The following is a 14,409-nucleotide window of genomic DNA, read 5'->3' on the forward strand; positions in this document are numbered from 1 at the left end:
ACGTACACTTAACTTCTAATGTTCATTTTAAGGAGTTTTTTTGAACGCTCAACGACTGCTTTTCCGGCCTCAAAGAAAGCTTCCAAACGATATTTTTTCAAAACAAATTCTTGTATTTTCTCGCCAAATACAGGCAATTTTTGTGGATTTTGAAGAAAGAAATCAATCGCCTTGGCAATTTCCTCCCCTGTGGGCGCTTGGAGAATATAACCGCTCTCTAAATGAACAATATCAAGCGCCATAGCGCCTTTATCCGAGACAATCGCCGGAATGCCTAAAGCCATTGCCTCATGTGCGGCCACGCCCATCGCCTCATTCAAAGACGGCTGGAGATAAAGGTCTAAGGATCGAAAGAATTTTTCCGTTTCTTGGGTAAAGGGCAATAAAGAGACAATTTTTTCCAGCGACAAATCCTTTGCCATTTGTTTAAGCCTTTCGGTCTCCTTTGCCTCTCCTCTAACGGTAAAATGCATTCTCTGACTTAAATCTGGATATTTTTCCTTTAAGATTCCAATGGCCTTAATGACAGCTTCATAATTCTTTGTTTTATCCATCCGCCCCAAAGAACCGAGCTGAAGCGGGCGGTTTTCAAAAGATGGCCAGTTTTTTTTGGGCTTTTGGTCTGTCCAGAACATATTCCAAACCATAAGCCGATCGGGAGAAATCCCAACATTTTTTTGCATATGCTCTTTCGAGCTTTCATCACAGCAGACCCAAAGTTTTGTTAAATTTTTATAGGCTTTTTCCCAAAGCTTATTCTCTGGATAGGTGATATTAAAATGCTTAAAGCTAACGACCTTAATCCCCGTAAACAGGCAGGAAAACTGCGCCACAAAACTGGCTTGTTCCAAGGCTGTCCAGACAATATCGGGCTGATATTGGCGAAGGATTTTTTTAAATTCTTTAATATGGAAAAAATTATTACGGTCTTTTGGGCTTAAAATAATTGGTTTGATCTTATACCTGGTCAATTCAGGCAAAATATCTGCTGTTTTAGGCGAAAGGACAACAAGCTGGATCTCATGACCAAGTTTTCTGACAACTTCAAAAATGGGCGCAATAACTTTTTCTGTACCGCCGCCGTTTAAGGAACGTGTTAGATATAAAATCCTCATAAAATACTTTCCCTAAACTGCGGAAATAAAATAATTTAATCTCAAAACAAAGATTTACAATTTTCTACAAAAGAAAACGATTTTAGTCTATCATCCTCACAGAAAGCCTACACAAAACAAACTAATTTTTTCAGGTGCAAAATTTTGCTGAAGAAAATAATAAGGGAATGAATATGTCGCTGAATCTTAAAGTCGATAAGTGGGGATGCGCCATCCTATGCTGCCCCGCAGAAAACTTTCTTCCGCTGCCTGAAAATAAAAAACAATCTTCTTATAAATTCATACGTCTCCCTGAAATCGGCAAATACCGTTTTATTGCAGACCCTTTTGCGATTTGGGAAAATAACCTCCTTTATGTTTTTGTGGAGGCCTATGATTACCGTAACCGCCGTGGACGAATTGATCTCTTTGTTTATGACCGGGAACTCAATCTTGTCGAAGAGGTGCGCCCTGTCTTTCGCACAAATTTCCACCTCTCCTACCCTTATGTTTTTAAAGATAAGGGAGAATTTTATATGCTCCCTGAAGGCTGGAAGTCTGGAAAACTCACCCTCTACCGGGCCCAGAATTTCCCCTATGATTGGGAACCCGTCCCTGAATTTCAATTTCCTGAAATTGGTGCGATTGATGCCACGCCTTTTGTCTTTGAAGGAAAATGGTGGATGTTTTGGTCGCACCCAGACCCTAAAGACCGCCGTGAATTTGATCTCCATCTTTCCTGTGCCGAAGATCTTTTAGGGAAATGGGAATATTTAGGCCTTGTCCGTCAAGATGATAAAGGATGCAGAGCTGGCGGCCGGCCGATCCTTCGTGATGGCCGTATTTTCCTGCCTGCTCAGCGTGCTGTGGGCACTTATGGTTCCGGTCTCTATTTTTTAGAAGTTCAAAATCTTTCTTCTAAAAAGCCGACCTTTATTGAACATCCCGACATCAAACTCCCAGCAGAGATTACGCAACCTTATCCTGTCGGATTCCATACGCTTTCAAGTGCTGGCGACGTCACTTTAATTGATTATAAACGTTTGATTTCCGGCCCCGGCTCTCTCATCACCCGTTTACTTTCAAAAATCAATCCTTTTCACAAGGCTTTTTAACCCTCTATGTCACGTAAAAGCTCTGAAATGCTCATGTCGAAATCTTCCTCTAAAAAATGGGCCATTATTCTGGCCTATTACAATGAAGAGGATTTTTTAGAAAAAACACTTCATTCTTTAGCGCAGCAAACCCAAAAAGATTTCACGCTCTATCTGGTCAATAATGCCTCCACTGACCGAAGCCCGGAACTTGCCGAAATATTTGCACGGAAACACCCTGAACTTGATATTCAGCTTTTAGAAGAAAAACGTCCCGGCCAGGTCTTTGCACAACAAACGGCTCTATCACATATCACAACAGCTTTTGTTGCGGCCTGTGACGCCGATGTGGTCTATCCGCCGCAATATTTACAATTAGCGGAAGAAGGCTTTGCCTTAAAAGGAGAGGCAACCAACGCTGTCTTTGCTCTCGACTTATATTGCCCACCAAACACTTTAAAAGCACGTATTACCACCCTCCTATGGCGTTTTAATGTTCTGCTCCACCCTCTACGGAAAAGCTGCCATGCGGGTGCCTATGCGCAGACATATCGAACTTCCACCCTTAAAAGAATAGGGGGATTTATCACCCCAAAATGGCCTTATCTTTTCCAAGACCATGAAATGGCACATCGGGCGCAGAAAATTGGGAAAATTTTTCACAATCACCGCCTCATCTGTTTTCCCTCTGACCGGCGTCCTATTGGCCATCATCCGGGCAAAAGAACACGGCTTGAACATATTCTTTATGGCTGGACACCCGGCTTTCTCAAAGACTGGTATTTTTATAAATTTCTTGGGCCACGTTTTGCCCAAAGAAATGCCGTCATTGAGAAATTGAGGGTTCAGCCTTGGGAAAAGAAATAAAATTTCCCCATCTTATCCAATGCGTTCATGTAAAGGGATAATCCCTTTCCGGTGATGGAAAACATGTGCAACAATCAATAAATAAACGAGAATATTGACCGCATTTGCCATGCTGTAAGCGATGCCAATACCGGAAATCGAATGGTAGAAAATCGCAATAGACATAAAGAACGCCATTGAAATAACATAGATCAACTGAATGCCCGCTGCGGATTTTGAACGGCCTGCAGAATATAAAACGCCTGCAAGTGGCATCGTACTGAGCCAAAAGAGTAATGTTGGCGCCATAAAGACCAAGATAGGCAAAGCCGCAACATAATCCGAGCCGAAAAAGGCAAATAACGGCTCACCACCGATCCAAACCAAGCCCATCCCGGCGACAGCAAGAAGGGCAGACAAAAACTCTACTTTTAAAAGCAAAAACCACAGCTCAGACTTGCGAATATCTAAACGGGTTAATTCCGGATAATAACTTCGCTCTAATAAATCCGCAGGCTGTCCGATCGCATTGATAAAAGAATCCGCTAACGTAAAGAAAGCCACGACAGCCGGGCCAAAAAACGCACCAAGCACGAGGGATAATGCCGGAATCATGCCGGAATAAACGCTTTGCGCAAAATTAGAAGATAAGACCAGCTCCCAAACGCCTTTTGGCATTTCTTTTGAAAGTTTTAGCAAACGAAAACTTGGAGCAAATTTAAAGCCCTTTTCCTTAAGGACTTTTAAACAGGCATAGATCAGATAAAACTGCCCAATGAGCATGGAAATCCCATACGCAAAAACAAACCCTGTGACCCCCCAATCCATCTGCCAAGCCAACAAGGCCATCAAAAGCCGGGAAAGCGCAATATAAGGCTCTTCCCGTGCGATCATCCCCATACGGTCAAACAAGCGCAAAGCACCTGTCATCGAATTATTCAGACAACGGCCAGGAATAATCAGGCAACCGAAAAAAGCGAGATAAAAAAGGTAAGAATTTTCAAACCCTAAAGCATGGGAAAAGAATATAATGCCAAAAATGCCGATCAGAAGACCCGCAAGTCCCGCAATCAGATCAAGACCGAATGCAAAAGCAAAACTTCTTTGAACCGCTTTCCGGTCCCCTTGCTCCAAAGGGATTGCGCCATAATGCAAAATCACCTGCCAGCTTTGGCAGGTGCCGATGGTTGCAATCAAACGAGGCCAAGCAAAAATCAGCGCAACGACCCCAAGCCCTGCGGGTGAGAGCGTTCTTGCCGCCAGTAAAGTATAGACCAGACCCAAAATGCCTGCACAGACAGTACCAAGCAACAGCTTTCCAGCATTTTTTAAAACATTTGAAAAAACGGAAGCTGTTTTTGAGAAGACCACGCTTATACCTACTCCTAAGATTTTTTAAGCAGGAATTGCTGCTCGATAGGCGAGAATTTACAAAAAAACTCTAGGCTAAGTCTCTACTATAGATTAGAAGTACATGGCCAGAGATAAATCCAAAGAGAATATTCAAAAGAGAACATGCAGCAAACAAACCATAAAGGCAACGCTCCTCTAAGCCTCTTGACACCGTCCTTGAAGCTTAAAAACTGCCTCTCCATCATCCCCTTGGATTGTACCAGCCGCCCTTTCTCATCTCCCACTTTTGTGCAAAAAGAGCCCATCAATATCGCCATGGGATTTGATGCCGCTTATGCCGTTCATAGTCTCACAACACTGGCCTCTATCTTTGGGACAAGCAAAACACCTGAGAATTTAGAAATTTACCTTCTTCATGCAGAAATATTTTCTCCGGAACTCAAACAAAAATTCTTTGATCTTGCCCCCTCACCTCAGCAAATTCATTTTCTTCTCATTGATGAGGCACTTTTTAAAAAATTGCCGATTGTGCAAGAGCATATCACTTTGCCTACCTATTATCGGCTCTTGCTACCGGATCTGATCGCCCAATCTAAAATTCTTTGGATTGATGGCGATACAATCGTTTGCGAAGATATTGCCCATTTGTACCATGAAAATCTTGACGGTTTTTTACTTGGTGCCTCTCCTGATATTACGGAGAAAGATGAAAAAAAACGTCTTGCGCAATTTTATCATCTTTCAGAAAAGATACCGGCTGAAAGCTATATTAATGCGGGAATCAGTCTTTTTAATTTAGATAAAATTAGAGAAGATTACCCCAATCTTTTACAATCGTGCCAAGATTTCATCGAAAAACATCCCAATGTCATTCAGCTTGAGGATCAAGATTTATTAAATCTTCTTTTTCTCGGCAGAATCAAGCGCCTTGCGCTAAAATGGAATCTGGCAGCGCCCATTTTTTACTGTGACCGCAATGCAAATGATTTTACAGATGAGATGCTGCTTGAGGCAATCTCGCGTCCTGGGATCATTCATTATACATGCGCTTGGAATAAGCCCTGGAAAACAAAAGTCAGAACACGTTTTAAAGGGCTTTACTGGTACTGGCGTCGCAAAGCAGGTCTCCCCCCTCAAGGGATAAAAGAGCGTCTGGCGGAAATCCTTTCCCCCTGTTATTACCTAGAGAAAAATGGCCGTAACTTTCTCCGCACTGCTTTTTTCCTTTTGCCGTGGATGAAATTACTTTCATCAGAAAACAAGGCACATATTGGAAAATGGCAAGGTATTTTTCCGGTACAAAACAAAAAAGATATAAAGAACGAAAATAATCATGTTTGACTTTTGCCTGATTTTTCCTGTTTTTATTTAGGCTGGACCTTATGAATACAGGATTTCTTTTGCTTTAGAGATCATCAGAATTTCTCATCAACAAGGTGAATTTTTCTTTTATGCCCGCCTTACGCCTCTCTAAAAGACAAACAATTTTCCCTGCTTTGCTCCTTCTCGCCGCTGCGGTTTTGCTGCGCTGTCAGGTTTTTAACGATCCGATTTTCTATATTGATGAGGATTTCTATCTCTATGTTGGGCGGGAACTTTTAAACGGTTATCTGCCTTATGTGGATGTCTGGGATCGAAAACCTTTTGGCTTATTCCTACTCTATGCGCCCTTCGCTCTCTTTGGCGAATATCGCTTTCTTGCCTCTCAACTTGGCGCACTGGCTTTTGCATGGGGAACCTCGCTTTTTATTCTCAAAATTACCCAGCGTTTTGCCTCTACCTGCACCGCTTCTCTTACCGCGATTTTTTATGTGGCGCTCATCGGATGTTTACGCGGTAGTGGCGGACAAGCCGCTATTTTTTACAATTTCTTTACGGCCTTTGCGTTCTATCTTGTTATAACGCATTTGCAACAAATGAAACTTTCGACAAAATCCCTCACCAGAACGGGATGTGAGGCTATGCTCCTCATCGGCATTGCCATTGAAATCAAACCGACAGTTATTTTTGAGGGAATATTTTTAGGATGTTTTCTACTCTTTCTTCTCTGGCACTCTCAAAAAAAGATACAAGCCCTCTGCCTCAATGGCATTTTCTGGATTTTAGCAAGCCTCCTCCCGACTTTGCTGGTCATCGGATTTTATCTTAAAATCGGCCAATTTGACGCTTGGTATTTTGCCAATATTCTTTCAATTTTTCATAAAGATGCTTACACGCCTCTGGCAAGATTATATCCTTACCTCGCCCTCTTTGCCGCCTTTTTGCTAGCTCTCATTCTCTTACGCTATACGGCAGTGCATAAATTCAGAACCGAAGAACGTAAATATTTTTATTTTTTACTCTGCTGGACAATCGTCTCTTTGGTTGCAAGCGGCCTCATTCGCCCCTTCTACTCCTTTTATCTTTTGCCTTTCTGCCTGCCCCTGACGCTTTTTATAGGGCTTGCAAGTTCTAAAAATAAAATAGCGCAAAGCCTTCTTATCCTTGGCCTTGCAGGGACGGCACTTGTCAGCCAATATCTGATTTTTCAAATCAAGCAAATACATCCCGAAGCGGAATATTACCAAATCCAAAAGCAAGTTTCTGCCGCCCCCTCAGGATGTCTTTTTGAATATGGCGCTATCGTCACCCTCCTTGATCCCGTGCCGGAAATGGTAAAAAATTGCCATTTAACAAAATATCTTTTTCCAAGTCATTTAGGTAATCCTGACGAGGAAGGTTCCCTTGGTCTCGAGAATGAAATTGCAGAGCTCAAGCATATTTTAGACCAAAAACCGTCCTTTATTCTTGTTGGACAATATTACCTGCAGGCAGACAAATATAAAAAATTTCTTAATAAAGCCTCCTCTTTCAGAGAAAAAAATGAAATTCTCAAGACGAGGTTAAATCAAAATTATCATTTGACTTATAAACATTTAAAAGACGAGCCTCTGGAACTTTACGAAATAAATAAAACTTCCTAAACTCTTAAAAGCATTATTTTCGATCGTTTAAAAATAAGGCAAATCTTTTGCATGCTGTTCTCACGCAACACTAAATGCCGCACCTTCTTGCCTGCATTATGCTTATTATTCTGGGCGATTTTGATACGCTGCCCGACCTTTAACCATCCGGCGCTCTATATTGATGAGACTTGGTATCTCTACGCTGGTGGTCAGCTACTGGATGGCTATCTGCCTTATATTGACGTTTGGGACCGAAAGCCTTTTGGCCTTTTTTTACTCTATGCGCCTTTTTACCTATTCGGGAAATACCGTTTTCTAGCCTATCAGCTTGGTGCCCTGATCTTTGCTTGGGGAACGGCACTTTTTATCCTTCAGATAACGAAAAAATTTATTTCGGTGAGCGCTGGCTTTTGTGCCGCAGCACTCTATCTTGTTTTATTAACAAGTCTTGGGGGATGCGGCGGACAGGCACCTGTCTTTTATAATTTCTTCACGGCTTTTGCCTTTTATCTTGTCCTTAACCGCTTTGAAGAGATCAAAATCAACCCGCTTTCCCTCTCTATCACTGGAATGCAGGCGATGTTTCTGCTGGGACTAGGGATTGAGCTTAAACCAACTGTGGGATTTGAAGGCATCTATTTAGGCTGTTTTTTGCTCTTTACCTGTTGGCAAAATCAGAAAGACCTCAGAAATTTCCTTTTAAACGCTACTTTGTGGGTTTTTACAGCGCTTGTACCAACCCTCTTTGTGATCGGATTTTATGTTAAAATCCATCATTTTCAAGATTGGTACTTCGCCAATATTCTTTCAAGCTTTCTCCGAAAATTCATTTTCAACCCGCCACAATTTTTCAAAATGATAGGGGTTTTCCTTGCAGCCTCCATCGTTTGGCTCGTCGCGTTTTTCAGTTTTTGGCGGATTTTACGTCTTAAAGAAAAAGAATATTTTCTTTTTGTAACCGCTTGGCTTGGAACAGCGATTTTTGCCATTCTTATTGTCCCACCCTACAATCCGATCTATACGCTTCCTTTTTTACTTCCTTTTGCACTTTTATCTGCTTTTCTACTACTGGATCAAAAAATAGGCGGAAGACTTGCTATGGCCGGACTGTTCCTCATCTCTACCGGTAATGACATAAGATACCTGCACGGCCTGCTGAGAGAACATTCCAGAACAGAATATACCCACCTTCAGAAAATAGCCGAGGCGCATCCGGGCTGTCTCTTCCAATATGGCGGTCTTGTCACGATGCTCGATCTCACCCCTGAAATGGCGAAAAAATGCCATCTCACAAAATATTATTTTTCAACACATTTGAGTGCGCCTAATGAAGAAGGCGCTATCGGCACGGATGCTGGAGAAGAGTTGGAAAAGATCTTGCAACAAGAACCCAGAATGATCCTTGTCGGAGGCGATTATTTTTTTCTATCCGCCACCTCCCCCTTCTTGGCAACGGAAAATGCCATCCTAAGAAAAACACTTGAGAGAAAATACCATCTTCTTTACGAACGAAAGGACATCGAGGCCTACCAGCTTTATCTGCGTAATGACGAACCGAGAGAGAACCCCTCAAACGACTTGCGCTAAGGCTCCGCTCTACAGAAAAGAATTTCATTTTTTTATAAAGCTGCAAGCTTTTTCATAGCTTAAACGGCAGGCTTTTCGAAAATAATCTAAAGCCTTTTCTTTGGATTGTGCGCAGCCCTGGCCATTTAATGCCATGATCCCAAGATTGTAAAAAGCTTCTGCATTATCTTGAGAACTTGCCATTTCATAATATTGTTTTGCCATCAGATAATTATGATCCATGCCAAGCCCATGCTGATAAAGATAACCTAAATTATTTTCGGCCTCCGGAAGACTCTGCTGTGCCGCACTTTCATAATATTCTCTCGCTTTTTGATAATTCTGTGCGACACCATGACCCTTTTCATACATGACCCCTAAATTTAAATCCGCCCATAGATTGCCTTTTTGAGAGGCTTTTTTAAAATATTGAAAGGCCTTCGTATAATTCTGCTCTCCCCCATTCCCATGTTGGTAGTTGAGACCTTTTTGAAAGAGATCATCACCATTTTGAGTCTTTAAATTCATAAAATCTTTCTGAGATAAAGCAGTCTCTTTGTGTTCCACTTTTCCAGATTTTTCAAGAATACGCATTTTTGATTTTTTTTGAGGGCGTATAAAGCCATGTTTTTCAGCTTTATCAAAATATTCATTGGCTAAAGAAAGATTTTTATATCCGCCCTTACCTTCAAAATAAAGAAGACCCAGATTATATTCTGCCTCCCCTAAATCCTGTTCACTGGCTTTAAAATAATAATCTTTAGCTCTACTATAATCTTGTGTAACGCCAAGCGCATTTTCATAGAGATGGCCTAGAGCAAATTGGGCTCGGGGAAGATTTTCAAAAGAAGCCTTTTCATAGTGATTTTTCGCTTCTATATAATTTTGCTGAACACCCCAGCCATTTTCATACAGACGGCCTAAAGAAAAGCTTGCTTCCGTGACATGGGCTTGAGACGCTTGTTCATAAAGCTGTCTCGCTTTTTGATAATTTTGTGCCGTTCCTCTGCCCTGTTCATAAAGCAGACCTAAATTATAAAAGGCTTCGCCAATATTTTCTTTGGCAGCTTTTTCAAAATCATGAAAAGCTTTTTTATCCTTATTTTCAGAGGCGGCAATAATTCCGAGCATCAAATAACATTGGGCAAGGAATTTTTTTTCTTCTTTCGCTTGATCCAAGGAATTATCAAGTTTTAAAGTCTCTATAAAAGATTTTTCTGCTTGTTCAAAAGCATGTTTAGATTTCAGCAGATCCCGTGGCGTGCCTCTCCCAGTATAGTAACGTAATCCTTCATCATACGCTTCATATGGATTTACTTTGCGTTGCACCTCTTTATCTCGGCGCAACTTCTCCCGCAGTTCCTCAAGATCCATCCCAAGGGCGCATCCGATATCGAGCCTCACATCTAAAAGGAAAAGACAAAACAACAAAATAAAAAATCGTCTTATCCGCATCTTTTACCTTCTACTTCTCTAAAGCAGGAATCTCCTTAAGATTTAACTTAACCACATTCGAGATCGCCACCCTCTCTATTGGTGCATTCTCCTGCACTCTCTCGCTGGATACAATGAACTGGCACGTTACCAAACAACAAAATAAGAGCTTTGGATGATTTTACTCAAATATGTGCTTTTTTCATGAAAAGTCATATTTTTCTTTCATGCAAAGGAATGATTTTTTCCCTTGCGGAGAAAATCATGCCGACCCCCAGCAAATAAAAGAAAAACTTTACCATTGCTGCCAAACTGTAAGAGAGACCTAAACCAAAAGTAAGAAATGAAGGCGTTGCCATAAAAACAACAATAAACACAAACATGGAAAAGGCGGAAAAAATCTGAACCCATAAAATGCTCAGAGATTTCCCAGCGCAATATAACAATCCCTCAAGCGGCAATCCCATCATCATGAAAAGTAATGAAGGCGACATCCACTGCATCAGAGGCAATGCCGCCAAATAATCTTTTCCGAGCAGGGAAAAAATGAAATGTCCGCCGAAACAGGTGATAAGAATGGTTAGAACTGATACCGATAGCGCCAAAAGCTCAATCCGCCCCACCAGTGCCCACGGTTTTGAGGAACGTATATCAAGCCTTGCCAAATCCGGATAATAACTTTCCTCTAATAAGCGGCCAATCTTAGCAATCGCCCGCAGAAAGGTTTCCGCCAATCCAAAAAAAGCCACGGCCGCCGGCCCAAAAAAACGTCCAACAATCATAAAAACCGCAGGATTGACAGCCGCATTCAAAGAATAGCCAAGGCTGGCACTGAACATTAAACGCCAAACCCCTTTGGGCATCTCATGGGAAAGCCGCATCAAACGCAAAGCAGGGGAAAATAGAAAACCATTCTCCTTTAAAACAGCGGAGGCCGCATAAAAAACATAAATTTGCCCGGCCATTGTGGCAATCCCCACAGCCAGAGCGAACCCGACAACGCCGCCGCCCATAAACCAGACAATCCCGCCAAGTAACAGACGAATAATGGCTGTATAAGGCTCCTGCTTGGCAACCAGCCCCATCCGTCCGAAAAGACGTAAAATCCCTGTTGTCGAACTGTTCAGGCAGGTTGCAGGAATGGTCAAAAGGGCGGCAATCAATCCCATTGCCAAAAGCGATTCATTGAGGCCAACCGCTGTCGGAAAGAAAAAGACCCCAAGCATCGCAACCAAAGTCGCAAAAAAAGCCGTAAAAAGATCCAAGCCCAGCGCAAAGGAAATCGCATTTTGAACGGGGGGCTTCTCCCCCTTTTCAAGCGGCGCAGCCCCATAATGTAGAATGACTTGCCAGCTTCTGCCCGACCCCATCAACGCCATGAGACGTGGCCAAGCATAAAGCAAAGTCACCTCGCCAAACTCGGCGGGTGTCAGAGCACGTGCCGCTAAAATCGTATAGACAAGGCCTAAAACACCTGCCATAGCTTGGCCTAAAAAAAGCTTTGCCACATTTTTCATCACACCAACAAAAACGGTGCTGTCTGATTTTACCAAAGCCAATACGCCATGCCCTTTTCCCTGCCGATCATGCCTCTTGGAAAACTAATGGCATTTCTTGAGACGGAAGAAAAGCTTTTAGAAAATTTACAATATATTTCATATTCCCTTCTTTTGCCTCTTGTTTCCCCAAAAAATGAGACCAAATAAGTACCCTATGAGAAGAAATTTTCTCTCCTGAAGACTTTCCCTCATAATGGTATTACAAGATCGGGAGATCCCCATGGCATATAAAACCGTCAATCCCTATACAGGTGAACAAATTGCAGCTTTTGAAGATGCAACAGATGCTCAAGTCCAAACAGCGCTGACAGAGGCACAAGCGGCATTTTTAAAATGGAAAGAAACTTCCTTTAAAGAACGTGCGGCTATTCTCAATAAGGCGGCTGAAATCCTTCGTCGTGATAGCCGTACTTATGCAAAGCTCATTACCTTGGAAATGGGCAAAATTTTGAAGGAATCCGAAGCTGAAGTCGAGCTTTCTGCTAAAATTTTAGAATATTACGCCAAAAATGCACAAAGACTTTTGCTAAAAACAACGCTGCCGGCTTCCCACGATGGCTGTAAAGAAGCCTATATTGTGCATGAGCCGTTGGGTGTTCTCCTGACCATTCAACCTTGGAATTTCCCTTACTACCAGATCGCCCGTGTGCTTGCGCCACAGCTTTCTGCCGGTAATGCGCTGATCTTAAAACATACTTCGAACACACCGCAATGCGCTGCTGCTTTTGAAAAACTCATGCTCGAAGCTGGTCTGCCGGAAAAAGTCTTCCAAAATCTCTACCTTACCCGTGACCAAATCGCCACGATCATTGCCGATGATCGCATTAAAGGCGTGTCCTTGACAGGTTCCGCCGGTGCCGGTGCTGTCGTTGCAGCACAAGCAGGAAAGGCGATGAAAAAATCGACCCTTGAACTGGGTGGTTCCGATGCCTTTATCGTGCTGGAAGATGCCGATATTGATAAAGCCGCTGAATGGGGTGTTTTTGGGCGTCACTGGAATGCTGGCCAGGTTTGCGTTTCTTCCAAGCGTATGATTGTCGTGGAAAGCGTCTATGACAAATTTCTTGAGAAATACAAGCAAGGTATTGAGAAACTTGTCGCCGGCAACCCAATGAGCAAAGAGACAACCTTGGCTCCCCTTTCCTCCCAACAGGCTGTTGATGACCTCAAGGCCCATGTGGAAGAGGCTCGCAAAGAAGGGGTCACGGTAACCGAAGTAGGTGCGCCTGTCCCAACACAAGGTGCCTTTTTCCAGCCAACCATTTTAACCAATATTCATGACACCGCAGAAGTACGTAATAAAGAATTCTTCGGCCCTGTCTCCATGATTTTCAAAGCAAAAGACGAGGCGGATGCTATTCGCATTGCCAATGACAACCCATTTGGGCTTGGTGGCTCCGTCTTTACCAAAGATATTGAGCGTGGAAAAAAAGTCGCTAAACAGATTGAAACAGGCATGGTCTATATCAATCATCCAACCAAAGTTGAGGCTGACCTTCCCTTTGGCGGCGTGAAAGGTTCTGGCTATGGCCATGAATTGATTGACCTCGGTCTAACCGAATTCGTTAACTTTAAACTGATTGGTGTTGTCGATATCGACTCCCCTTTCTAAAGATTTCGTTTAATTAATGCGCATAAAACCGCCCCTTTTTAAATAAAGGGGCGGTTTTTTCTTGACGCTTTTACCTAAAAGCTCACATTTACGCAGGAAGAAATGTTTTTACAGGAGTATTAAAATGACTTCATGGATCTCTTGTCTCTCTGTCATGCTTGGCGGGGCAATTGGTACTCTGGCACGTTATCTGATGGGACTTGCTATGTCTTCCCTCAGCCGTGCTTTTCCATGGGGCACGCTATGTATTAATATCCTCGCCTCTTTTCTCATTGCCTTTTTCGGCATGCTGACACTGGCGAATGGACGCTTCCCTGCCTCTGAAAATCTCCGTCTGTTTTTTATGGTGGGCGTTTGCGGTGGTTTCAGCACCGTCTCTTCTTTTTCATTGCAAACATTGGATCTCTGGCGTGAAGGCTCCCCTGAAAAAGCCCTGTTAAATATCTTCCTAACAGCCTCTCTCTCGATGGCAGGTGTTTTCTTAGGATTTTTAGCCGGAACCTATCTTAACAATATGCTAAAAGCTTAGGATGTCCTTACGACAAGCTTAAAGGCGGCGGCACCGTTCCCCTCCGGAACTTTTCCAATATAGCCGCCTGAGGCATCATAAACAGCGCCATCATCATTAATCTTGCCGAGATATTCTCCGTTTTTACCATACATTCCGCCATCGGCATGAACTGTTCCTTGATAATCACCGGAAGCGCCATAAATTTCACCGCTTGGATCAATCTTGCCTTGATAATCACCTGAACTTCCGTAAAGCTGACCGCTTGAAGTCTCTTTCCCCTGATACTGGCCTGACTTTCCGTAGATTTGTCCGTCAGAATGAATCTCTCCAAGGTAATCCCCACTCTGGCCATAAGTTTGACCGCCTTTATTTCCCCCCAAAGGGGCATCAGCCCT

Annotated in this window: 12 protein-coding genes; 7 read left to right on the forward strand and 5 right to left on the reverse strand. The window is 42.8% G+C overall.

Annotated features, from left to right (window positions below; translation table 11 throughout):
* Positions 1 to 8: 8 nt before the first annotated feature.
* Complete coding sequence (locus FAI41_03430) at positions 9 to 1,115, reverse strand: glycosyltransferase family 4 protein (GenBank protein QCE32707.1); 1,107 nt, start codon at positions 1,113 to 1,115, stop codon at positions 9 to 11.
* 173 nt (positions 1,116 to 1,288) lie between these two features.
* Between FAI41_03430 and FAI41_03435 the strand changes: the two genes are divergently transcribed.
* Complete coding sequence (locus FAI41_03435) at positions 1,289 to 2,209, forward strand: hypothetical protein (protein ID QCE32708.1); 921 nt, start codon at positions 1,289 to 1,291, stop codon at positions 2,207 to 2,209.
* A 6-nt stretch (positions 2,210 to 2,215) separates the two neighbouring features.
* Positions 2,216 to 3,055: a glycosyltransferase family 2 protein gene (locus FAI41_03440; protein QCE32709.1), complete on the forward strand. Its 840-nt coding sequence runs from the start codon at positions 2,216 to 2,218 to the stop codon at positions 3,053 to 3,055.
* A 12-nt stretch (positions 3,056 to 3,067) separates the two neighbouring features.
* On the opposite strand, the gene FAI41_03445 is transcribed toward FAI41_03440, so the two are convergent.
* On the reverse strand, positions 3,068 to 4,426 hold the full coding sequence (locus tag FAI41_03445; protein QCE32710.1) for a hypothetical protein: 1,359 nt from the start codon (positions 4,424 to 4,426) through the stop codon (positions 3,068 to 3,070).
* Between the two features lie 123 nt (positions 4,427 to 4,549).
* Between FAI41_03445 and FAI41_03450 the strand changes: the two genes are divergently transcribed.
* The 3 genes from FAI41_03450 (at position 4,550) to FAI41_03460 (ending at position 8,919) form a co-directional block, all read left to right on the forward strand.
* On the forward strand, positions 4,550 to 5,728 hold the full coding sequence (locus tag FAI41_03450; GenBank protein ID QCE32711.1) for a glycosyltransferase family 8 protein: 1,179 nt from the start codon (positions 4,550 to 4,552) through the stop codon (positions 5,726 to 5,728).
* Positions 5,729 to 5,838: 110 nt separating this feature from the next.
* Positions 5,839 to 7,350 (forward strand): hypothetical protein, encoded by a 1,512-nt coding sequence (locus FAI41_03455; protein ID QCE32712.1) that lies wholly within the window; start codon positions 5,839 to 5,841, stop codon positions 7,348 to 7,350.
* 51 nt (positions 7,351 to 7,401) lie between these two features.
* On the forward strand, positions 7,402 to 8,919 hold the full coding sequence (locus tag FAI41_03460) for a hypothetical protein (GenBank protein QCE32713.1): 1,518 nt from the start codon (positions 7,402 to 7,404) through the stop codon (positions 8,917 to 8,919).
* A 24-nt stretch (positions 8,920 to 8,943) separates the two neighbouring features.
* Here the strand turns inward: FAI41_03460 and FAI41_03465 are convergent, their stop codons facing one another.
* Both FAI41_03465 and FAI41_03470 read right to left on the reverse strand, forming a co-directional pair.
* Positions 8,944 to 10,353, reverse strand: coding sequence for a sel1 repeat family protein (locus FAI41_03465; protein ID QCE32714.1), 1,410 nt, complete (start codon positions 10,351 to 10,353; stop codon positions 8,944 to 8,946).
* A gap of 191 nt (positions 10,354 to 10,544) precedes the next feature.
* Positions 10,545 to 11,891, reverse strand: coding sequence for a hypothetical protein (locus tag FAI41_03470; GenBank protein ID QCE32715.1), 1,347 nt, complete (start codon positions 11,889 to 11,891; stop codon positions 10,545 to 10,547).
* A 220-nt stretch (positions 11,892 to 12,111) separates the two neighbouring features.
* Here FAI41_03470 and FAI41_03475 point away from each other — a divergent pair, with 220 nt between their 5' ends.
* Positions 12,112 to 13,503, forward strand: a complete 1,392-nt coding sequence (locus tag FAI41_03475) for an NAD-dependent succinate-semialdehyde dehydrogenase (protein ID QCE32716.1) — start codon at positions 12,112 to 12,114, stop codon at positions 13,501 to 13,503.
* 124 nt (positions 13,504 to 13,627) lie between these two features.
* The gene (gene crcB / locus FAI41_03480; protein ID QCE32717.1) at positions 13,628 to 14,032 is read left to right on the forward strand and encodes a fluoride efflux transporter CrcB; all 405 of its coding nucleotides are present in this window, start codon (positions 13,628 to 13,630) and stop codon (positions 14,030 to 14,032) included.
* Here the strand turns inward: crcB and FAI41_03485 are convergent.
* On the reverse strand, positions 14,029 to 14,394 hold the full coding sequence (locus FAI41_03485; GenBank protein QCE32718.1) for a hypothetical protein: 366 nt from the start codon (positions 14,392 to 14,394) through the stop codon (positions 14,029 to 14,031). The two genes, crcB and FAI41_03485, sit on opposite strands and share 4 nt — an antisense overlap.
* Positions 14,395 to 14,409 lie beyond the last annotated feature (15 nt).

The sequence above is a fragment of the Acetobacteraceae bacterium genome (assembly GCA_004843165.1).
GTDB lineage: Bacteria > Pseudomonadota > Alphaproteobacteria > Acetobacterales > Acetobacteraceae.

Excerpts from the sequence above, each read along its gene's own strand:
- FAI41_03430 (QCE32707.1), bottom strand. The coding sequence starts at position 1,115 with ATGAGGATTTTATATCTAACACGTTCCTTAAACGGCGGCGGTACAGAA.
- FAI41_03435 (QCE32708.1), top strand. The coding sequence starts at position 1,289 with ATGTCGCTGAATCTTAAAGTCGATAAGTGGGGATGCGCCATCCTATGC.
- FAI41_03440 (QCE32709.1), top strand. The coding sequence starts at position 2,216 with ATGTCACGTAAAAGCTCTGAAATGCTCATGTCGAAATCTTCCTCTAAA.
- FAI41_03450 (QCE32711.1), top strand. The coding sequence starts at position 4,550 with ATGCAGCAAACAAACCATAAAGGCAACGCTCCTCTAAGCCTCTTGACA.
- FAI41_03455 (QCE32712.1), top strand. The coding sequence starts at position 5,839 with ATGCCCGCCTTACGCCTCTCTAAAAGACAAACAATTTTCCCTGCTTTG.
- FAI41_03460 (QCE32713.1), top strand. The coding sequence starts at position 7,402 with ATGCTGTTCTCACGCAACACTAAATGCCGCACCTTCTTGCCTGCATTA.
- FAI41_03465 (QCE32714.1), bottom strand. The coding sequence starts at position 10,353 with ATGCGGATAAGACGATTTTTTATTTTGTTGTTTTGTCTTTTCCTTTTA.
- FAI41_03475 (QCE32716.1), top strand. The coding sequence starts at position 12,112 with ATGGCATATAAAACCGTCAATCCCTATACAGGTGAACAAATTGCAGCT.
- crcB (QCE32717.1), top strand. The coding sequence starts at position 13,628 with ATGACTTCATGGATCTCTTGTCTCTCTGTCATGCTTGGCGGGGCAATT.